The sequence below is a fragment of the Taklimakanibacter albus genome, from assembly GCF_016595235.1.
Classification (GTDB): Bacteria; Pseudomonadota; Alphaproteobacteria; order Rhizobiales; family Aestuariivirgaceae; genus Taklimakanibacter; species Taklimakanibacter albus.
Map to the genome: position 1 here is coordinate 488,306 of NZ_JAENHL010000006.1, position 21,038 is coordinate 509,343.

Genomic DNA, 21,038 nt, shown 5'->3' on the forward strand with positions numbered 1-21,038 from the left:
ACTTGCCGCCGAATGAGGTTTGACAGCGCTCCGGAAATGAAACACACTAAGCTGACAACTGTCAACAGTTTACAGATGACCAGAATGGATCACAGCGCGATCGCCAAGCGGCACTGGCTTCCTCTCCAGGCAGAGATAGTCAGCAAATTCAATGAATTGTGGGCGATCCCCGAACTCGGCAACATGGAGTTCAAGGCGCAAGCCACGCTCTGCGCCTGGTTGGAAAACTACGGTTTTGAGGTCGATCGCGGTGTCGGCGGCCTGCCCACCGCCTTCACGGCGCGGCGTGGCAAGGGCGGCCCGAAGGTGGCGCTGCTCGCCGAATATGACGCGCTGCCCGGCACCGACAATGATGCCGTCACCGAACGAAAGCGACGGGGACATCCCGCCGGCCATGCCTGCGGTCACAATCTCATCGGACCCGCCAATTGCGGTGCCGCGATCGCTGCTGCGCTGGCGGCGGAAGAGGCAGGGCTTGCCGGTGAGATCGTCGTGTTCGGAACGCCCGCCGAAGAGATCGTCTGGGGCAAGGTGGCGATGCTTGGGCTCGGCGTCTTCGACGGCATCGACGCCATCCTCACCTCGCATGGTGACTATCAGAACGGCGCGATCTCGCGTCCCTGCCAGTCGGTGCTCAATGGCGAGGTCGTCTTCCTCGGCGAATCCGGCCATGGCGGCGGCACCCGCCGGCGCAATGCGCTCGATGCCGCGGAACTCGCCGTGCAGTCGCTGGAACGGTTGCGCGCCCATCATTTCCCCGACACCTCGGTCGAGCATGTGCTGCGTGTCGCGGGGCATATTCCCAATGTGACGCCTGACGAGGCGCGGCTGTGGCTCACGGCGCGGCATGAAAGCTTCGAGCGCGCCCGCGAGGTGTTCGACTTCGCCATCGGTGTCGCGGCGCGGGCCGCTGAAATGACGGGCGTCGCCTTTCGTCATCAATTCATCGCCGGCACGCGCGGCTATCTGGCGAACGATACCCTGGCCGAGACGCTTCACGCCGCTCTCGTGACGGTCGGACCGCCACGCTGGACGGAGGAGGGGCGCGACTTCATGCGGGCACTCGCCAAGACCTGCCGTCCGGATGGCGGCTTCCGGCTCGATGAGGAGGTTGGTCTCTATCGCGAGGGGCTCGATCCTTACGGGCAGGATGATGGCGAGGTCAGTTGGCGGATACCGCTCGGGCGGGTCAATTGGGCGTTCCCCGATCAGGTGCCCTTGCACAATTGGGCGCTGACCGCACTGGCGGGACACGAGGCGAGCCATCCGGGCCCCTTGATGGCGTCCGAAGCTCTCGCCGCCGCCACGCTGCGGCTGCTCGCCGATCCGGCAATCATCCAGGCGGCGAAAGCCGAACTCGGCGAACGCACCAAAGGCGTCGCGCTTGGATCTCCGATGTTCGGCGCCCTCGAGACGATGCGCCATCGCCCCGACGCTTTCTGGACTGCGAGCTGGGTGGAATGAACGCACTTCCCGATCCGCGCACGCTCGATCTCATTCCGGAGCAGACTGTTCCAGTGACGGTCCTCACCGGCTTCCTGGGCAGCGGCAAGACCAGCTTGATCAGACGTCTGCTCGCGCTGCCGCAGGCCGCCGACACGGCGGTCATCGTCAATGAATTCGGCGAGATCGGCCTCGATCATCTCCTGATCGAAAGTGTGGACGAGAACATCGTCGTCCTTCCCGGCGGCTGCCTGTGCTGCCAGGCGCAAGGTGATCTCGCGCGCGCTTTGCGCAGCCTGCAGGACAAGGTCGCTCTCGGCAGAATTCCGCCCTTCGCCCGGGTCATCGTCGAAACCAGCGGGCTCGCGTATCCCACCGCGATATTGCAAGCCTTCGTCAGCGATCCCTTGCGCCTGTCGCGCTACCGCCTGACCGGCCTCGTGACGGTGATCGATGCCGTCCTCGGCCTCGGCCAGATCTGGCGCCACGAAACGGCGCGGGCGCAGCTGGCGCTCGCCGACCGGCTGCTGGTCACCAAGCTCGATCTGACGGACGAGCGTGGCAGGAGCCGGCTGATGAACGAGCTGCGCCGTCTGTCGGGTGTTCCGATCGAGGCCGCGGCGACGGATGCCCAGCTCGCGACACAGCTTTTCGACATGGCGCCGGCCGTTCATCAACATTTGACGTCCGTCGCCACCTGGCATGCGGCAGCTTTCGACAGCCTTGTCCTCCGCCTTTCCAGTCCGGTCGATCTGCATGCCTTCCAGGCCGGCATCGAGAACCTTGCACACCAGCGTGGCGAGTCTCTGCTGCGCCTCAAAGCCATGGCCGATATCACCGGCGATGATCGACCAGTGAGCTTCCATGCGGTCCAGCATCTGGTCGCGCCGCCTCGTTTTCTTGAAGCCATTCCCCGCACCGCACCGCGCGTCCTCGTCGCGATCTTCATGGCCGGCGCAGGTGAGGATATCCGCCGCGATCTTCGCGATGTGATGGTGCGTGCTGTCGAAGGTGTACGATGAAGCTCAAACCCCTGGACCATGTCTCGTTCGCGGTTTCCGACATTGATCAGTCCATCGCCTTCTATGCGGCGGCCTTCGGCTACGCGGTCGTCTTCATCGAAAGGGACATGGCGAAGGAAATCCGCAGCATGACGGGCGTGGAAACGCTCTCATGCCATCTTGCCCAATTGGCCCGCTCCGATGGCGGGCCGCGGCTGGAACTCATCGAGTTCAGCGGCCACGCGCTCCCGGCACAGTCGTTGCCGCTGGCGACGGGCTGCGGTCACGTCGGTTTCGTGGTGGACGAACTCGATGACGCCTTGCGTGAGGTTGTCGCGGCCAAAGCCGAGCCGATCGGCAGCGTCACCGTCTTTCCGGAAGGGCGCTCCACTTATTGCCGGGCGCCCGGCGGATCCTTTTTCGAACTGCTTGAGATGAAAGAATCATGAAGCTGAACGAGATCAATCTGTTTCGGACCATGGTCCGGCTGCGGGCCTTCGACGAGGCCTGCATCGAAGGCGTGCCGACCTTCGAGATCCATGGCGAGCTCCATACCAGCATCGGCCAGGAGGCGATCGGCGCGGCCATGGCGCAGTCCCTGACCCTCCATGACGCGGTGGTGAGCACGCACCGCAATCATTATCACGCGCTGGCCAAGGGCGTTCCGCCGCGCGCCTTGATGGCCGAGATATTCGAGAAGGAGACAGGCCTGTGCCGTGGCCGCGGCGGCCACATGCATCCCTTCGATCCCGAGCATAACTTCTCGGCGACCGGCATCGTTGGCGCGTCGCTGCCCGTCGCTCTGGGCTATGCGTACAATTTCAAGCTGAAGGGACTGCCTTATATCGCCGTCGGAATCTGCGGCGACGGCGCGACCAATCACGGCACCTTCCATGAATGCCTGAACATGGCGGCAGCCTGGGGCCTGCCGCTGGTCTGCCTGGTCGAGAACAACCAATATGCGATTTCGGTCCGCTTCTCCGACGTGACCGCGACACCCGGGATTGCCGAGCGTGCGGCGGCCTATGGCGCGTTTGGGCGGCGTGTCGACGGGACCGATGTCGAGGAAGTGGTGAAGGCCTTTGCCGAGGTCGCGAGATATACGCGTAAGGGCGGCGGCCCGTCGCTGCTCGAAGCGACCTGCTATCGCCATCGTGGTCACTATGAGGGCGATCACGACAATTACCGCGAGCGTGCCGAGAAGCAGCGCATGCGGGCCGAGATGGATCCGATCGCACGCTATCGGCGCATGCTGGTCGAACGCGGCGCCGCCGAGGATGAACTCGATCAGATCGTCGCGGCGGCCAAGGGGGAAATGAGCGCCATGCTGGCGGATATCCGCAAGGATGCGATGCCCGATCCGGCCGGCGCCATGGATCATGTGTTTGCGGAGGTGGTGTGATGACGGCCGACATGACAGCGAATATGCGCAAGATCAATGCGTCGCAGGCGGTCGCCGAAAGCCTGTTTCAGGAAATGGAGCGCGACGAACGCGTCGTGATCCTGGGCGAGGATGTCGGCCGCTGCGGCGGCGTTTTCGGTTCGAGCCGCAATCTGCTCGATCGTTTCGGCCCGATGCGCGTGCGCGACACGCCGATCTCGGAAATGTCTTTCACCGGCATGGGTGTGGGCATGGCGATGGCTGGCCTCAGGCCGGTTGTCGAGATCATGTTCGTCGACTTCATTGGTGTCTGTCTCGAGCAGGTCTACAATGCGATGGCCAAGATCCCCTATATGTCCGGGGGACGGGTCAAGATGCCGATGGTGATCAAGACGGCAGGCGGTAATATCGGCTCGGCGGCGCAGCATTCCCAATGCCTGTGGGCGACCTTCGCGCATCTGCCGGGCATGCAGGTGGTGGCGCCGAGCTCGGCGCGTGACCATAAGGGCCTGATGGCCGCCGCCATCCGCTCCGACAATCCGGTGATCTTCATCGAGCATAAGGGGCTGCTGCTCAAGCAGGCTAAGGAATTCCTCAATGCCGGCGATGTGCCGGCCGAAGCCTTCGTCACGCCGATCGGCAAGGCCGACATCGTACGCCAGGGCGGCGACATTACGCTCGTCACGCTGAGCGCCAGCGTCGAATATGCGATGGAAGCTGCGGCGCAAGTGGCGGGCGAGGGGATCGATGTCGAGCTCATCGATCTGCGCTCGATTGTTCCCTTGGATGTCGAGACCGTCGCCCAGTCGGCGGCCAAGACCGGCCGCCTTCTGGTCGTGGACGAGGACTATCTGAGCTTCGGGCTCTCGGCCGAGATCATCGTGCGCGTCCTGGAGCGGCTTGGACCTTCGTCCTTGCGCCAGCTGCGCCGTCACGCCGTGCCGGATGTGCCCATCCCGGCGGCCTTGTCCCTGGAAGAAGTGCTGGTGCCGGGGCCTGCTTCCATCGCGCGGGTCTTGCGTGAAATGGCGGCGGCATCATGAGCAAGCTTGGTGCTTCGCATGTCGCGGTGGTCGTTGGTGGCGGCGGAACCATCGGAGCCGCCTGTGTGCGGGCGCTAGCGGACACCGGTGCCATCGTCTGGTCGCTCGACCGCAGTGAAGAACAGGCGGCTCGCGCCATCTCCGGTCTGCCGGGTGCCCATCGTAGTAAGGCCTGTGATGTCACCGACGCGCAGGCCATGGCGGCGCTCGCGGCCGAGATCGGTCCTGTCGACAGTCTGATTTATGCTGCCGGCCTCAATGCCGATGGCGCCGTGGTCGATATCGACTGGAGCATTTATCGTCGCGTGATGGCGGTCAATCTGGATGGCGCCTTTCATACGGCCGCCGCCTTCGCGAAACCCATGATCGCGCGCGGCAAGGGCGGCGCCTTCGCGTTCCTGTCCTCCACGGCGGGTTTGCGTGGCGAGGCCGGCGCTTCGATTTACTGCGCCACTAAATTCGCTCTGATCGGCTTCACCGAGAGTTTCGCGGCCGAGCTCAGTGCACATGGCATCAGGGCCAATGCAGTCTGTCCCGGCAATGTCGACAGCCCGATGCTGCGCGAGGTGGCGAAGAATATCGCCGATCGCACCGGCGCTGATGCGGCGGAAGTGTGGGAGAGCATGGCGCAGAGCGGTGCTGCGACCCGGCTGGTTGATCCGAAGGAAGTTGCCAATCTCTGCCTTCACCTCGTATCGCCGGCGAGCGCCGCCATCACCGGCACGACGATCAGGGTCGATGCCGGCGCGATGTTGAGCGCCTAGCTAGGAGCAAGAGCGATGAGCGATCCGAAGAACAGCGTGCCGGAAGAGGCCGCGGGCGGCATGCGCAACAGCACGTCGCCGGTTCCCAATATCTTTCCGCCGCCGGAATCGATGCGCCCGACCTTGATCGGCGAGAATTATTCGGTGGTGGCCGGCCATCCGCTGGTCTCCATGGTGGCGGCCGATGTTCTCGAGCGGGGCGGCACGGCGATCGATGCCGGTGTCGCCGCCGGTCTTGCGAGCAATGTGATCCAGGCCGACATGTGCAATCTGGGTGGCGTCGCGCCGATTGTTCTGCGCCTCGCAGGCTCCGATGAGGTCTGGTCGATCAGCGGCGTCGGGTCCTGGAGCCGTGAGGTGACGCTCGATGCCTATCTCGACCGTTACAAGGGCGACATGCCGCTGGGGGCGGCCTGTTCGGTCGTGCCGGCAGCGCTCGACGCCTGGGTGACGGCACTGTCTCGCTTCGGCACCTGGTCCTTCGGCGAAGTCGCGGCGCCGGCGCTGCGTTATGCCGAGGAGGGCTTCGTGCTCGATCGGCGCACCGCGCTCGCTTATGAATTGATGGGCGCCACGTTCAAGAACTGGGAGAGCTCAGCTTCGATCTATTGGCCGGAAGGGAGGCCACCGCGTGAAGGTGATCGCCTCGTGCAGACCGATCTGGCGCGGCTGCTCAGGCGGCTGACAGCTGCCGAACGCGGCGCCAAACGGACGGAAGCGCTCGAAGCGGTGCGCAAGGCCTTTTACGAAGGCGAGGTTGCCGAGAGAATAGTCGACTGGGTCAGGCAGGGTGGCGGCTGGATGACCCTTTCCGACTTGGCCGAGTTCCGCAATGAAGTGTCGCCGGCGAAAAGCTATGACTATCACGGCTGGCGCATGTTCACCGGCGGGACCTACAGCCAGGCGCCGGTGATCTTGCAGACACTGTCCGTCCTCGCCGGCTTCGACCTCGCATCGCATGCCACGGATGAGGAGGCCTATATCCATCTTCTCGTCGAAGCGATGAAGCTCGCTTTCTCGGACCGTGAGAAGTTCTATGGCGGCACGGGTGTCGAAATTGAAGAGCTGTTGTCCGACGACCACGTGGCACGGCTGCGCGCCATGGTTCGGCTGAAGAAGGCGCTGCCGGACCTTCCGACTCTTGATCTTCCTGCCTCGACTGGCGCCAATCGTGGAAAAAGGCGCGACACGACCAATTTCACCATCATCGATGGCGAGGGCAATGTCTTCAGCTGCTCTGCGAGCGACACCATCGACGGCAATCCGATCGTGCCGGGGCTTGGCATCATCGTCTCGCCACGGGGAGTCCAGTCGCGGCTCGATGCCAGGCATCCAGCGGCATTGGGGCCGGGCAAGCGCCCGCGTCTGACGCCGGCGCCGGCACTCGCGCTGAGCCTTGAAGCGGGGGAGGCCAGAGCGATGGCCTTATCGGCGAGCGGTGGCGATGTGATTCCGCAAGGTATCCTGCAAGCCTTCCTCAATGTCGTCGACCGCGGAATGTCACCACAGCAATCGGTCGAGGCGGCGCGCGTGACCTGCTTGGCCTTCCCGGATTCCTTCTTCCCGCATTTCCATGACCGTGGCCGGTTGAGCGTCGAAGCACGCATCTCCGACAAGGTCAGAGCGGGCCTCGCCAAGCGCGGCCACCGCATCCATCTCTGGCCCGATTACGAATTCGATGCCAGCGGCGTTGCACTGTCGGTCGATATGAAAGCGCCGATTGATGGGCGCCGCATCCTCGGCTCGGGCGCCGATCCGCGCCGTAGCCACTATGCGATCAGTCGCTAGCGCGTGATCAGGAAAAGTGGGTACCGGTTTTCCGTCCGATCACGCGCCAAATATAAGATATAAATCGATCGGCTTGACAAATCGGCGCATGGCCCGCACCCTGAACGCCTTCACCAGGGGGGCTCCGACAAGGAGCTGAGAGGCTGCTGGCGAGGGCTTTCCGGCCTGAGCAGCGTAGCGACCCGTTGAACCTGATCCAGTTAACACTGGCGTAGGGACGGTGCGGGCGCTTGCGGCCTTCGGGCCATTTACTTCCCCAAGGGCGCCTTTTCATCATTCCGGGTCAGAGCTGGGTCTCCATAGCGATCGCGAAGGAGTCTCACCATGACGATGCATACCTCAAACAACCCGACGGCGCCGGTCGTCACCCAAGGTCCGCTGCCGGCCTCGGCCAAGATCTACAAATCCGGCAAGATCCATCCCGATATAAGCGTGCCGATGCGGGAGATCTCACTGCACCCGACCGCCGGCGAGCCGCCGGTCGTCGTCTATGATGCATCGGGGCCCTATAGCGATCCGAAGATCGCCATCGCCATCGAGCGCGGCCTGCCGCGCTTGCGGGCTCGCTGGATCGAAGCGCGCGGTGACGTCGAGGCCTATGCCGGCCGCGACGTCCGTCCCGAGGACAATGGATCCGTCGGGGCGAAGCATCTCACGCCGGAATTCCCGGTCCGCCATCGGCCCTTGAAGGGGAAGAACGGCAAGTCGGTGACGCAGCTCAGCTATGCGCGGGCCGGTATCGTGACACCCGAGATGGAGTTCGTCGCCATCCGCGAGAATCTTGGCCGCGAGCGGTTGCGCAACGCCGTCGAGCGTGACGGCGAGGATTTTGGCGCCGACATTCCCGATTTCGTCACGCCGGAATTCGTCCGTGACGAGGTCGCGAAAGGCCGTGCCATCATACCCGCCAACATCAATCACCCGGAAGCCGAACCGATGATCATCGGCCGTAATTTCCTGGTGAAGATCAATGCCAATATCGGCAACTCGGCGGTGACGTCCTCGATGGCCGAAGAGGTCGAGAAGATGGTGTGGGCGACACGCTGGGGCGCCGACACGGTGATGGACCTCTCCACCGGCCGCAACATCCACAATATCCGCGAATGGATCATCCGCAATGCGCCGGTGCCGATCGGCACGGTGCCGCTCTATCAGGCGCTCGAGAAAGTCGACGGTGTCGCCGAGGATTTGAGCTGGGAAGTCTATCGCGACACGCTGATCGAACAGGCCGAGCAGGGCGTCGATTATTTCACCATCCATGCGGGCGTTCGCCTGCATTACGTCCCGCTCACCGTCGGCCGCGTCACCGGCATTGTGTCGCGCGGTGGGTCGATCATGGCCAAATGGTGCCTGCATCATCACCGCGAGAGTTTCCTCTATGAACATTTCGAGGAGATCTGCGACATCATGCGGGCCTATGACGTGTCCTTCTCGCTGGGTGACGGGCTGCGCCCGGGCTCGATCGCCGATGCCAATGACAGAGCGCAATTCGCCGAGCTCGAGACGCTGGGCGAATTGACGAAGATCGCCTGGACCAAGGACTGCCAGGTGATGATCGAAGGGCCGGGCCATGTGCCGATGCACAAGATCAAGGCCAATATGGACAAGCAGCTGGCGATCTGCGGCGAGGCGCCGTTCTATACGCTGGGACCGCTCACCACCGACATCGCGCCGGGTTATGACCACATCACGTCAGGTATAGGTGCTGCGATGATCGGCTGGTTCGGCACCGCCATGCTTTGCTACGTGACGCCCAAGGAGCATCTGGGCTTGCCGGACCGTGACGACGTCAAGACCGGCGTCATCACCTACAAGATAGCGGCGCATGCCGCCGATCTTGCCAAAGGCCATCCGGCGGCCAAGATCAGGGACGATGCTTTGTCGCGCTCCCGTTTCGAGTTCCGTTGGGAGGATCAGTTCAACCTGTCGCTGGACCCGGAGACGGCGCGGGCCTTTCACGATCAGACACTGCCCAAGGAGGCCCATAAAGTGGCGCATTTCTGCTCCATGTGTGGGCCCAAATTCTGCTCCATGCGCATTTCGCAGGAAATCCAGACGGAAGCGCAGAAACTGGGCATGGCCGCCATGGCCGAGAAATACCGATCGGGCGGCGATCTCTATATGCCGGTCGGACGGGAGGGCCAATGATGACCATGCCGGGAACACTGCTCGCCGCCTTGCGCGAGAAACCGCCGCTCGTTCAATGCATCACCAACTATGTCGCGATGAATATCGCGGCCAATGTGATGCTGGCGGCAGGCGCATCACCGGCCATGGTACACGCCGTTGAAGAATCCGGCGAATTCGCCAGCATCGCCGGCGCGCTCACCGTCAATATCGGCACGCTGTCGCCCGACTGGTTCGCCGGCATGAAACTGGCGGTGATCGCTGCCCATGAGAAGCGCATACCCTGGGTTCTCGATCCGGTGGCGCATTTCGCCACCTCGTTCCGCCGCAACGCGGTGGCCGAGCTCCTGGGACTGCGTCCGACCATCATCAGGGCCAACGCCTCGGAGATCATCGCGCTGGCCGGCGGCGCCAGTGCCGGCCAGGGCGTCGATAGCCGCGATCCGGTGGAGCAGGCCGAAGCGGCGGCGCTCGCATTGGCGCAGCAGCATGACGCAATCGTTGCGGTGACCGGCGCGGTGGATTTCGTGACCGATGGCCGGCAATCGTTGCGTATCGCCGGCGGCTCGCCTTTGATGCCCAAGGTGACGGCGCTTGGCTGCGCGCTCACCTGTCTCGTCGGCGCCTTCGCCGCGACGGCGCCGCGCGAGCCTTTGGCGGCGACGGTCGCCGCCTTGGCCTGTTTCGGGGTCGCGGGCGAGGCGGCGGCGCAAGGCGCGGAGGGGCCTGGCTCCTTCGCCTGGCGGTTCCTCGATGCGCTGGCCGCCCTCGATCCGGCGAGCCTAGATGCCAAGGCGAAGGTGGTGCCGGCATGAGGCCTTTCGATCTTTCGGTCTATCTCGTGCTCGATCCGCTGCTCTGCCGTGATCTGTCGATGGTCGAGACGACACGCGCCGCCGTGGCGGGTGGCGTCACCATGGTGCAACTGCGCGACAAGGAGGTCGGCACCGCCCGCATGATCGAGACCGGGCTGGCGCTCAGGGCGGTATTGGCGGGCACCGGCGTCCCGCTCATCGTCAATGACGATGTCGAGGCGGCCATCGCGATTGCCGCCGATGGCCTGCATGTGGGCCAGGAGGACATGATGGCGGTGGAGGCGCGCCGGCGTATCGGACCCGACATGATCCTCGGTCTTTCGATCGAGACGCCACAGGCGGCGCGCGCGATGAATGGCACCATCGTCGACTATGTCGGCCTCGGCCCGGTCTTCGCTACACCGACCAAGGCGGACCACAAGCCGCCCATAGGTTTTGCCGGCCTGGCGGAGCTCGTGGCGCTCTGCAAGCTCCCGGCGGTGGCGATCGGTGGACTCAAGGTCGAACATGCCGCATCCGTGATCGCGGCCGGGGCGGACGGGCTGGCTGTGATCTCAGCCATTTGCGGCCAGCCCGATCCGCGCGCCGAAGCGGCGCGCCTCGCCGATGCGGTCAGGAGCGCCAGAGCGCGTGGAAATGATGCAGCGGCCCGTGGCCATGCCCGACGGTGAGCTCATCGCTCGCGGCGAGCGCGCCTGAGAGATAATCCTTGGCGCGCCGCACGCTCTCTTCCATTCCATGACGGGGGAGCAGAGCGGCGATGGCGGCCGAGAGCGTGCAGCCGGTGCCGTGATCATTCTTGGTGGTGATGCGCGGCGCCGAGAATTCGACGCTGCCGCCGCTGCCGAGCAGGATATCGGTGCTTTCGGCCGAGCCTTCGAGATGGCCGCCTTTGAGCAGCACCCATTCGGACCCGAGCTCGAGGAGGTCCTTGGCGCGCGCCTGCATTTCCGTCGCGCTCCACTGCGGCTCAGCGCCGAGCAGCACCGCGGCCTCCGGCAGGTTCGGCGTGATGAGGGTCGACAGTGGCACCAGCACATCGCGAATGGCGGCGATCGCATCAGGGCGCAGGAGATGGTGTCCGCTCTTCGCGACCATGACCGGATCGAGCACGATCCGCTTGGCGCCATGACGCTTGAGGCGATCGGCGATCGCTTCGGCGATGGCCGCCGTCGCCACCATGCCGATCTTGACCGCATCGACCCGCACATCTTCGAACACCGCATCGATCTGGTCAGCGATGAAGCTGGGCTCCAGCGTCACGAAGGAACGGACACCTTGCGTGTTCTGGGCGACGACCGCGGTGACGGCGGCCATGCCATAGGCACCTTGGGCCGAGAACGTCTTGAGATCGGCATGGATGCCGGCGCCGCCGGTCGGGTCTGTGCCGGCGATGCTGAGGATATTCGGGATCATGGAATGGTGAGCGGCAGGCGCAGCCCGGACTTGGCCGGGGTGAGCTTCTCGCCGTCGACCCGGATGGCGCCAGAGGCCACTAGAGCCAGCGCGCGGGGATAGATCTTGTGCTCCGCGTCGAGCACGCGCGCCGCGAGTGTCTCGGGCGTATCGGCCCTGAGAACCGGCACCGAGGCTTGCGCGATCAGCGGGCCGTCATCGACGTCGCTCCTGACGAAATGCACGCTGCAGCCATGGCGCGTGATCTTGTCGGCGAGCGCCCGCTCATGTGTATGAAGACCCTTGTAAGCGGGCAGCAGGGAGGGGTGGATATTGATCATCCGGTCGCGCCAGCGCCCGACGAAACCTTCCGTCATGATGCGCATGAAGCCGGCGCAGGCGACGAGCTCGACGCCATGGCGCTTGAGCGCCGCATCGAGTGCGTCATCAAAGGCTTCGCGCGATGCATGTGCCTTGTGGTCGACGACTTCGGTGGCGATGCCTTCTGCTTGTGCGAAAGCGAGGCCGGCGGCAGAAGGCCGGTTGGAGACGACCACCACGATCTCGGCCGGATAGGCGGGATCGCGCGCCGCTTTAACCAGGGCTTGCATATTCGAGCCCCGGCCTGAAATGAGAATGCCGGTTTTCCTGCGCGCGCCCATCAGAGCGCGAGCCGCCCGCGGGGCTTGACCTGCTCTTCACCTTCCTGGCGTTCGGCGATGGTTCCCACCCGCACGACCTGCTCGCCCTGATCCTGGAGGAGGCGCATCACCTCATCGGCGCTTTCCGCCGTCGTGACGCAGATCATGCCGATGCCGCAATTGAAGGTGCGCAGCATCTCGCGCTCGCTGATATTGCCGACCTGCTGCAGCCAGCCGAAGACCTTCGGGCAGGGGATCTGCGCCAGATCGATCTCGGCCACGGTATGGGCCGGGAGCACGCGCGGGATGTTCTCGAGGAAGCCGCCGCCGGTGATATGGGCGAGCGCCTTGATGCCGGATGAAGCTTTGAGCGCAGCAAGCACCGGCTTCACATAGATGCGGGTGGGCGTGAGGAGCGCTTCGCCCAGCGTCTTGTCGGGAGCAAAGGGCGCTTTGTCCCCATATTTAAGACCGCTGATATCGGCCAGGCGGCGGATCAGCGAATAGCCGTTCGAATGCGGGCCCGAGGAAGCCAGGCCCAATATGACGTCGCCCGGCCCGACATCGGGTTTGGGCAGGATGTTCTCGCGCTCGACCGCGCCGACCGCGAAACCGGCGAGATCGTAATCGCCGCCATGATACATGCCCGGCATCTCGGCGGTCTCACCACCGATGAGGGCGCAGCCGGCCTGCCGGCAGCCTTCGGCGATGCCGGCGATGACGTCGCGCGCCTCGTTTACCTGGAGCTTGCCGGTCGCGAAATAGTCGAGGAAGAACAGGGGCTCGGCGCCTTGCACGACGAGATCGTTGACCGACATGGCGACGAGGTCGATGCCGACAGTGCCATGCAGGCCGGAATCGATGGCGATGCGTAATTTCGTGCCGACCCCGTCATTGGCCGCGACCAGGACCGGGTCCTTGAAGCCGCAGGCCTTGAGGTCGAAAAGGCCGCCGAAGCCGCCCAGCGCCGAATCGGTTCCGATGCGCGCCGTCGCCTTGGCGAGGGGCTTGATAGCCTCGACCAGGGCGTTTCCGGCCGAAATATCAACGCCTGCGTCGGCGTAGGAAATGCCATTATGGCCGTCTTGTTTGCCTGCGCCCATGCCGCTAGTTTGCCTCATTGATCTAGGAATTCTGCTGTGATCCGGGGTGCCGGGGCTGAATAGCCCGAACGGTGCCTTAGATAAAGCGCTCAATTGGGCTCAACTGAGCGCCTCAGAACCTTACCCGATCGGATTGTTGTAATCCGATCGGGTAAGGTTCGAGTTTGTACTTGGAGCGCTTCCTGATCGCCAAAGTCGGGTGACTTTGGCGGGAAGCGCTCTGGGCAGATGGAGTTTAGTGAATGACGTGCCGTTCCAGGGGCCTCCTCGGGGCCTTCCTGACCTTTCTCATCCTTGCCGCGCCGCTGAAAGCCTGGGCCGTTGGCCCGGTCGAAACCGGCCTGTTTTCGGTTACCGGCGTGGAGGTGGACGTCACCGACAAGGACGCCGCCACGGCCCGCACCCGCGCCATCATCGAGGCCCAGGTCAAAGCCTTCTACCAACTGGCCGAAAGGCTGGGCTCGCCCGAGGCCGCCAAGCGGCTTCAGGGCATGGATGCCCGCGATATCGGCCGTATGCTGCGTTCCCTGAGCATCGAGGAGGAGCGCTCCGGCCCCGGCCGTTATATCGGCAAGCTCACCGTGCGCTTCCTGCCCGGCAAGATCCGGGAACTGTTCGGCCGCTATGGTATCGACGTCGTCGAGGAGCAGGCCCCGCCGCTGGTCGTCCTGCCGCTGTGGAAAGGGCCGAACGGGCTGGTCCTCTGGGAAGACAATCTCTGGCGCAAGGCCTGGCTCGACCTTAAGGCCGAGCAGTCGCTGGTGCCGATCATCGTGCCTCTGGGCGATCTCCAGGACACCTCCGCCATCAGCCCGGAGGAAGTCGCCGCCGGCGACGCCATCAAGCTCGAGAGCCTGATGATCCGCTATGAGGCCAAGGCCGTGCTCGTCGCCATCGCCGAACCGGACCCCTCGGGTGGCATCCGCGCCGTGATGCAGGGCGATTCGCCGCTCGGTAAGATCAATTTCGACAAGACCTATACCGCCGAGGACGGCACGCTTGAATCGGCTGCCGCCGCCGCGGCGCGGCGGTTCGACGACGTTATGCTGGAAAAGTGGCGCTCGGTGCGCCTCAAGGTCGCCGCCGAGGCTCAAGCCCGCGTCGCGGCCGAGCAGCAGGAATCGCGCGCCTCGCGTTCGATGCCGGTCGCCGTACCGTTTTCGGGCATCTATCAGTGGAACGGCATCCGCGCCCGGCTTATGGCGACCCCGGGCGTCGTTGGCGTCGATGTCTCGACCATCGCCGAGAATGGCGCCGTCATCCAGCTGGCTTTCGTCGACTCGGTCCAGGATCTGCAGCAGGCTTTGTCGGGAAGCGGCCTCAGGCTGGTGCAGGCGGGCGGGACATGGGTACTGCAGCCGTTGTAAGATGACACCAGCAACCATCATCTTCTTCGCCACATGAATTTGCCGAATATCATCTCCATCGGCCGGATTCTGCTGGTGCCGGTCACCATCTGGCTGATCGTCGCCGGCCAGTTCGGGCTCGCTTTCCTGTTCTTTATCATGGCCGGCGTCAGCGACGGCATCGACGGCTATATTGCGCGCCGCTACCAGATGAAGACGCAGCTCGGCGCCTATCTCGATCCGCTCGCCGACAAGCTGCTGCTGGTGTCGATCTATGTATCGCTGGGCTTGCTGCAGCATATGCCGGCCTGGCTCGTCATCCTGGTCGCCTCGCGCGACGTGCTGATCGTCGGTGCCGTGATTCTCTCGTGGATTCTCGACAAGCCCCTCAAGATGCAGCCGCTCATCACCAGCAAGGTCAATACCGCCGCTCAGATCATCCTGGCCGGCGGGCAGCTGGCGGTGCTCGCCTGGATGTCGGACGCCACCTGGTTCCTCAATATCGGCAGCGCCGTCGTGGCTTTCCTCACCGTCGCCTCCGCCGCTCTTTACATGCGGGCATGGGCCCGCCATATGGCCAACGGAACCAGCACGAGGGACGCGCCATGACATTGCAGCGGCAATTCACCTTCTGGGCCGTGGCGCTGGCGGTGGTTATCCTGGCTCTCTGGCTCCTCGGCGATATCATGCTGCCTTTCATCGCCGGGTTGGTGCTGGCCTATTTCCTCGATCCCGTTGCCGATGCATTGGAGCGTCTGGGCCTGCCGCGGCTTGCCGCGACGCTGCTCATCCTCATTTCGAGCATTCTGGTCATCGTCATCCTCCTGGTGCTGCTATTGCCGGTGCTGGGTGACCAGATCGCACGCTTCTCCTCCAATCTGCCGGGCTACATGCAGGCGCTGGTCAAGCTCTTCGACGAGCTCGCGCCACAATGGCTGAAGGACATGCTGGCCTCCTCGGGCACCAATCTGCCGGCTTCGCTGTCCGATCTCGCCGGCAAGGCGGCCGGTTGGGTGGCGGCGATCCTGACCTCGATCCTGTCCGGCAGCCTGGCGCTGGTGAATGTCATCTCGCTCCTGGTCGTCACCCCGATCGTCGCCTTCTACATGCTGAACGACTGGGACCGCATGGTCGAAAAGGTCGATGGCTGGCTGCCGCGCGATCATCTGACGACTGTCCGCCGCCTCGCCACCCAGATCGATGAAGCCATGGCGGGCTTCATCCGCGGCCAGGGCACCGTCTGCCTTCTGCTCGGAGTCTTCTATGCCGTGGCGCTGTCCTTCGCCGGGCTCAATTTCGGCCTGCTGATCGGGCTCGGGGCAGGGCTCCTGAGCTTCATTCCCTATGTCGGCTCGATCATCGGCGGCGTTCTTGCCATCGGCATGGCGCTCATCCAGTTCTGGCCCGATTGGGCGCATATCATCATCATCATCGCCATTTTCGCCGGCGGCCAGTTCATCGAGGGAAATTTTCTGTCGCCCAACCTGGTCGGCAACCGTATCGGCCTCCACCCGGTCTGGCTGATGTTCGCGCTTTTTGCCTTCGGCTATCTCTTCGGCTTCGTCGGCCTTCTGCTCGCCGTGCCGCTGGCTGCCGCGGTCGGCGTGCTGGTCCGTTTCGCCATCGAGCAATATCTGAAAAGTCCGCTCTATCTGGGCATACCGACTCAAAAAAAGCTCCCTGAGCCCAGTGAGCCCAAGCGCCGGAGCCCGCCCAAATAATGGGCACCGAAGGACGCCAGCTTGCATTCGACCTGCCGCACCGTCCCGCCTCCGGGCGCGATGATTTCCTGGTCACGCCGTCCAACGAAAAGGCGGTGGCGCTCATCGACCTGTGGCCCAACTGGCCCTCGCATGTCCTGATCCTGCTCGGCCCGCCGGGCAGCGGTAAATCCCACCTCGCCGCGGTCTGGCGTGAGACGACCGGCGCCCGGATCATCGCTCCGCCTGAGATCCACAAGGAATCCGTGCCCGACCTTCTCCAAAAGGGGGCGCTGGTGATCGAGGACGCTCCCGGCGAAAGGCTGGACGAGGCGGGATTCTTCCATCTTCTCAACCTCGCCCGTGAGCAGAAGGCGTCGATCCTCATCACCGCCCGTCAAGCCCCGCTCGGCTGGGGCATTGCGTTGCCGGACCTTATTTCGAGGCTCAAGGCGGCGCCTGTCGCCCAATTGGGCGCTCCAGACGACGAATTGCTGCGCGGCGTCCTGGTCAAGCTCTTCGCCGACCGCCAGATCGCGGTCGACGAGGCCACGGTGAGCTATCTCCTGGCCCGGATGCCGCGGGAACTCGATGCCGCCCGCAGCCTAGTGGCCGAGATCGACCGGCGGGCGCTGGAGGAGCGGGCCGAGGTCACGCGGAATTTTGCCGCCAGGGTGCTTGGGGATATAACATCTCCAGGGCTTTTCGCCGAGGATGAGGGTTAACGGAATTCCTTCATCGTTCGGTCATATGGGCTGGGTAGAGGCTCTGAAACTGGGGTTTCCGGCAGGATCGCGCGATGAACGAGATTTCTCTCTCCATAGAACCGACGAATACGACCGGGCTCACCGACCCTGGCCGCTTCATCAACCGCGAATTGTCCTGGCTTGTCTTCAATATGCGGGTTCTGGAAGAGGCCCGCAACGCCAGTCACCCGCTCCTTGAGCGCCTGCGCTTCCTCTCCATATCGGGCAACAACCTCGACGAATTCTTCATGGTGCGCGTCGCCGGCCTCGTCGGCCAGATGCGCGCCAGGCTCGCCGAACTGAGCCAGGACGGCCTGACGCCCGCCGAGCAGCTCGACCAGGTGCGCAAGCTCGCCCAGGAGCTGATGAGCGAGCAGGATACGCGCTGGCTGCAATTGCGCGACGAACTGAGCCAGAACGGCATCCACATCACCGATGGCTCCGATCTCAACGAGGAGGAGCGTGCCTGGCTCAGCGAGCGCTTCCTGAGCCACATCCTGCCGGTGGTCACGCCGATCGCCATCGACCCGGCCCATCCTTTCCCCTTCATTCCCAATCGCGGCTTCATCATCGCACTCCAGCTCAAGCGCCGTCGCGACGGCGGCATGATGAACGCGCTGCTTCCCATTCCTCAGCAGCTCGACCGTTTCATCAGGCTGCCGGGCGCCATCGCGCGCTTCATCTCGCTCGAGAACATGCTGTCCTTTTTCGTGCCCAGACTCTTTCCCGGTTATGACGTGCTGGGGCAGGGGCTGATCCGCCTCATCCGCGACAGCGATATCGAAATCGAGGAAGAGGCGGAAGATCTGGTGCTGCTTTTCGAAAGCGCCCTCAAACGCCGCCGCCGCGGTTCGGTGATCCGCATGGAGATCGACGCTGCCTGTCCCTCCAACTTGCGCGACTTCATCGCCGACGAGCTCGACGTGTCGGCCGACGTGATGGTCACCTGCGCCGGCCTCATCGGCTATTCCGACACCAAGCAGCTCATTCTCGACGAGCGTCCGGATCTCAAATTCAAGCCCTTCGTGGCGCGTTTCCCGGAGCGCATCCGTGACCATGGCGGCGACTGCTTCGCCGCCATCCGCCAGAAGGACATCATCGTCCATCACCCTTACGAATCTTTCGACGTCGTCGTCCAGTTCGTCCGCCAGGCCGCCCAGGACCCCGATGTCGTCGCCATCAAACAGACGCTCTACCGCACCTCGAATGACAGCCCGATCGTCGCGGCGCTGATCAAGGCGGCGGAAGCCGGCAAGTCCGTCATGGCGCTGGTCGAGCTGAAAGCCCGCTTCGACGAGGAAGCCAATATCGCCTGGGCGCGCAATCTCGAACGCGCCGGCGCCCAGGTCGTCTTCGGCTTCATCGAGCTCAAGACTCACGCCAAGGTCTCGATGGTGGTGCGCCGCGAGGGCGGCAATATGCGCACCTACGTGCATTTCGGCACCGGCAACTATCATCCGGTGACGGCCAAGATCTATACCGACCTCTCCTTCTTCACCTGCGATCCGGCGCTCGCGCGCGACGCCTCCAGGCTTTTCAATTACATTTCGGGTTATGCCGAGCCCGAGGATCTCGAGAAGATCTCACTGTCGCCCATCGGCATGAAGGCGCAGCTTCTCGAGGACATCGAGGACGAGATCGAGCATGTGAAGGAAGGCCGGCCCGGCCAGATCTGGGCCAAGCTCAACTCGCTGGTCGATCCCGGCATCATCGATGCGCTTTATACGGCGAGCCAGGCCGGCGTTCAGATCGACCTCGTGGTGCGCGGCATCTGCTGCCTGAGGCCCGGCGTGCCAGGCCTGTCGGAAAACATCCGCGTCAAGAGCATCATCGGCCGCTTCCTCGAGCATAGCCGCATCATCTGCTTCGGCGCCGGCCACGGCCTGCCGCATCAGAGCGCCAGGGTCTATATCGCGTCGGCCGACTGGATGCCGCGCAACCTGCATCGCCGCGTCGAGACGCTGATTCCGATCGAGAACCCGACGGTGCATGAGCAGGTCATGGGCCAGATCATGATGGCCAATATGCGCGACAACGAGCAGAGCTGGGAATTGCTGTCGGACGGCTCTTCGCGCCGCATAGCACCTGGGCCCGACGAGGAGCCCTTCAATGCCCACACCTATTTCATGAAGAATCCATCTCTCTCTGGACGCGGCAGATCGCTTAAAGGTAGTCTGCCGCCACCGATCACGGCGCGCGTGAGCAGGAAGTCCAGAGCCAAGAAGTGAAGCGTAAAAGATTAGGCAGCGGGTCGACGAAATACCGTCCGGTATCGGTCGTCGACATCGGATCGAACTCGGTGCGGCTTGTCGTCTATGACGGCCTGCGGCGGGCGCCGACGCCTGTCTTCAACGAAAAGCTCCTCTGCGGCCTGGGCCGCGGCGTGGCCACCACGCGCCAGCTCCATCCGCAGGGCATGGAGCGCGCGCTGGCGGCGTTGCGCCGCTTCAAGGCGCTGTCGCGCCAGATCGGCGCCCGCGAAGTCTATGCGGTAGCGACCGCGGCGGCACGCGAGGCCGAGAATGGTCCGCAATTCGTCGACATGGCGGAAGAGGCGCTGGGCGCCCATATCGACGTGCTCTCCGGCAAGGAAGAGGCGCGGCTCGCCGCCATGGGGGTCATGGCCGGTGTCACTGGCGCCGACGGGTTGATCGGCGATCTGGGCGGCGGCAGCCTTGAGCTCATCGATGTGAGCGAAGGACGCATCCGCGACGGCATCACTTTTCCGCTCGGGCCCTTGCGACTCATCGACATGTCGGGCGGCTCGACCGCCAAGGCGCGCGACATCATCGACAAGTATCTCGATTCATCGCCACTCCTCACGAAGCTCAAGGGCCGCACGCTCTATGCGGTGGGCGGCACCTGGCGCAACATCGCGCGCATCCATATGGGCCAGACGCGTTATCCGCTCCATGTCCTGCATAATTACACGATCGGGCGCGAGCAGGCGCGTTCGGTGGCCGATCTCGTCTCGCATCTCTCATCGTCTTCGCTGAAAGACATCAAGACCGTCTCCAAGAGCCGCATCGACACCTTGCCTTTCGGTGCCTTGGTGCTCGAGCGCCTGCTCGCCAAGTCCAAGGTGAAGCAGATGGTCGTCTCGATCTATGGCGTGCGCGAGGGCCTGCTCTATTCGAAGCTGCCGAAGCGCAAGCGCGATACCGACGCGCTGCTATCCTCGTGCTGGGATTTCTGCTGCCGCTATGCGCGCTCGCCCGAGCACGAGCTCGAATTGTGCGATTGGACCGACAAGCTCTTCGCCCATAAGAGCTTCGAGGAGACGGAGCCTGAGCGCCGCCTGCGCCAGGCCGCCTGCCTCCTGGCCGACATCGGCTGGCGCGCGCATCCGGACTACCGCGCCCAGCGTTCGCTCGGCATGATCTCCCAGGCGGCTTTCGTCGATATCGACCATGCCGGTCGCGTCTTCCTGGCCCTCACCATCTATTATCGCTACGAGGGCGAGGAGGAGGGCATGACCACCAGCCTCGCCCGCCTTGTCGACGACAAGACGCTGGAGCGGGCCAGACTTTTGAGCGAGGTCTTCCGCCTTGCCTACATCCTCACCGCCGCCATGCCCGGCGTTCTGCCGAAGATCGGCATCGAGGTCGAGGGCACCCGCAATCTGATGCTCCGGGTGCCGCGGAAATTCGCCGATCTCATGGGCGAGCGCGTCGAGAAGCGCCTCGACGCGCTGGCCGGCCAGATGGGCCGCACCGCCAAGGTCGAAATCTACTGATCCCGGATC

19 protein-coding genes and 1 riboswitch are annotated in these 21,038 nt (G+C 64.0%); of the genes, 16 read left to right on the forward strand and 3 right to left on the reverse strand.

Annotation, left to right across the window (positions count from 1 at the left end):
- Positions 1 to 84 precede the first annotated feature (84 nt).
- From JHL16_RS06975 to thiE, 10 genes are all read left to right on the forward strand, one after another.
- A complete protein-coding gene (locus tag JHL16_RS06975) occupies positions 85 to 1,464 on the forward strand; it encodes an amidohydrolase (protein ID WP_200184158.1) in 1,380 nt (459 codons plus the stop codon).
- Positions 1,461 to 2,465, forward strand: coding sequence for a CobW family GTP-binding protein (locus tag JHL16_RS06980; protein WP_200184159.1), 1,005 nt, complete (start codon positions 1,461 to 1,463; stop codon positions 2,463 to 2,465). The genes JHL16_RS06975 and JHL16_RS06980 overlap by 4 nt, the downstream gene beginning before the upstream one ends.
- Entirely contained in the window at positions 2,462 to 2,893 is a 432-nt protein-coding gene (locus tag JHL16_RS06985; protein WP_200184160.1) for a VOC family protein, read from the forward strand. Before JHL16_RS06980 ends, JHL16_RS06985 begins: the two co-directional genes overlap by 4 nt.
- Positions 2,890 to 3,846 (forward strand): thiamine pyrophosphate-dependent dehydrogenase E1 component subunit alpha, encoded by a 957-nt coding sequence (locus JHL16_RS06990; RefSeq protein WP_200184161.1) that lies wholly within the window; start codon positions 2,890 to 2,892, stop codon positions 3,844 to 3,846. Before JHL16_RS06985 ends, JHL16_RS06990 begins: the two co-directional genes overlap by 4 nt.
- Positions 3,846 to 4,868, forward strand: coding sequence for an alpha-ketoacid dehydrogenase subunit beta (locus JHL16_RS06995; RefSeq protein ID WP_200184162.1), 1,023 nt, complete (start codon positions 3,846 to 3,848; stop codon positions 4,866 to 4,868). Before JHL16_RS06990 ends, JHL16_RS06995 begins: the two co-directional genes overlap by 1 nt.
- The gene (locus JHL16_RS07000) at positions 4,865 to 5,632 is read left to right on the forward strand and encodes an SDR family NAD(P)-dependent oxidoreductase (RefSeq protein WP_200184163.1); all 768 of its coding nucleotides are present in this window, start codon (positions 4,865 to 4,867) and stop codon (positions 5,630 to 5,632) included. Before JHL16_RS06995 ends, JHL16_RS07000 begins: the two co-directional genes overlap by 4 nt.
- 15 nt (positions 5,633 to 5,647) lie before the next feature.
- On the forward strand, positions 5,648 to 7,420 hold the full coding sequence (locus JHL16_RS07005) for a gamma-glutamyltransferase family protein (RefSeq protein ID WP_200184164.1): 1,773 nt from the start codon (positions 5,648 to 5,650) through the stop codon (positions 7,418 to 7,420).
- A gap of 105 nt (positions 7,421 to 7,525) precedes the next feature.
- A riboswitch (TPP riboswitch) is annotated at positions 7,526 to 7,656 on the forward strand.
- A 94-nt stretch (positions 7,657 to 7,750) separates the two neighbouring features.
- The gene (gene thiC, locus JHL16_RS07010; protein WP_200184964.1) at positions 7,751 to 9,568 is read left to right on the forward strand and encodes a phosphomethylpyrimidine synthase ThiC; all 1,818 of its coding nucleotides are present in this window, start codon (positions 7,751 to 7,753) and stop codon (positions 9,566 to 9,568) included.
- Positions 9,565 to 10,362: a hydroxyethylthiazole kinase gene (gene thiM, locus JHL16_RS07015; RefSeq protein ID WP_200184165.1), complete on the forward strand. Its 798-nt coding sequence runs from the start codon at positions 9,565 to 9,567 to the stop codon at positions 10,360 to 10,362. Before thiC ends, thiM begins: the two co-directional genes overlap by 4 nt.
- Positions 10,359 to 11,033, forward strand: a complete 675-nt coding sequence (thiE, locus tag JHL16_RS07020) for a thiamine phosphate synthase (protein WP_200184166.1) — start codon at positions 10,359 to 10,361, stop codon at positions 11,031 to 11,033. Before thiM ends, thiE begins: the two co-directional genes overlap by 4 nt.
- Here thiE and thiD read toward each other — a convergent pair.
- The 3 genes from thiD to purM are packed head-to-tail and all read right to left on the reverse strand — an operon-like array spanning position 10,975 to position 13,501.
- Positions 10,975 to 11,778 carry a bifunctional hydroxymethylpyrimidine kinase/phosphomethylpyrimidine kinase gene (gene thiD / locus JHL16_RS07025; RefSeq protein WP_200184167.1) on the reverse strand — a complete coding sequence of 268 codons (804 nt, stop codon included), beginning with the start codon at positions 11,776 to 11,778 and terminating at the stop codon, positions 10,975 to 10,977. The genes thiE and thiD overlap by 59 nt on opposite strands.
- Entirely contained in the window at positions 11,775 to 12,419 is a 645-nt protein-coding gene (gene purN, locus JHL16_RS07030; RefSeq protein WP_200184168.1) for a phosphoribosylglycinamide formyltransferase, read from the reverse strand. The genes thiD and purN overlap by 4 nt, the downstream gene beginning before the upstream one ends.
- Positions 12,419 to 13,501 (reverse strand): phosphoribosylformylglycinamidine cyclo-ligase, encoded by a 1,083-nt coding sequence (gene purM, locus JHL16_RS07035; RefSeq protein ID WP_200184169.1) that lies wholly within the window; start codon positions 13,499 to 13,501, stop codon positions 12,419 to 12,421. The genes purN and purM overlap by 1 nt, the downstream gene beginning before the upstream one ends.
- Positions 13,502 to 13,743: 242 nt before the next feature.
- Between purM and JHL16_RS07040 the strand changes: the two genes are divergently transcribed.
- The 6 genes from JHL16_RS07040 (at position 13,744) to ppx (ending at position 21,029) form a co-directional block, all read left to right on the forward strand.
- A complete protein-coding gene (locus tag JHL16_RS07040) occupies positions 13,744 to 14,868 on the forward strand; it encodes a DUF2066 domain-containing protein (RefSeq protein WP_200184170.1) in 1,125 nt (374 codons plus the stop codon).
- Positions 14,869 to 14,901: 33 nt separating this feature from the next.
- Positions 14,902 to 15,456, forward strand: coding sequence for a CDP-alcohol phosphatidyltransferase family protein (locus tag JHL16_RS07045; RefSeq protein ID WP_200184171.1), 555 nt, complete (start codon positions 14,902 to 14,904; stop codon positions 15,454 to 15,456).
- Positions 15,453 to 16,568, forward strand: coding sequence for an AI-2E family transporter (locus tag JHL16_RS07050; RefSeq protein WP_200184172.1), 1,116 nt, complete (start codon positions 15,453 to 15,455; stop codon positions 16,566 to 16,568). Before JHL16_RS07045 ends, JHL16_RS07050 begins: the two co-directional genes overlap by 4 nt.
- Positions 16,568 to 17,272: a P-loop NTPase family protein gene (locus tag JHL16_RS07055; protein WP_200184173.1), complete on the forward strand. Its 705-nt coding sequence runs from the start codon at positions 16,568 to 16,570 to the stop codon at positions 17,270 to 17,272. Before JHL16_RS07050 ends, JHL16_RS07055 begins: the two co-directional genes overlap by 1 nt.
- 74 nt (positions 17,273 to 17,346) lie before the next feature.
- Complete coding sequence (locus tag JHL16_RS07060; protein ID WP_200184174.1) at positions 17,347 to 19,521, forward strand: RNA degradosome polyphosphate kinase; 2,175 nt, start codon at positions 17,347 to 17,349, stop codon at positions 19,519 to 19,521.
- On the forward strand, positions 19,518 to 21,029 hold the full coding sequence (gene ppx, locus JHL16_RS07065; protein WP_200184175.1) for an exopolyphosphatase: 1,512 nt from the start codon (positions 19,518 to 19,520) through the stop codon (positions 21,027 to 21,029). Before JHL16_RS07060 ends, ppx begins: the two co-directional genes overlap by 4 nt.
- The last annotated feature ends 9 nt before the right edge of the window (positions 21,030 to 21,038 follow it).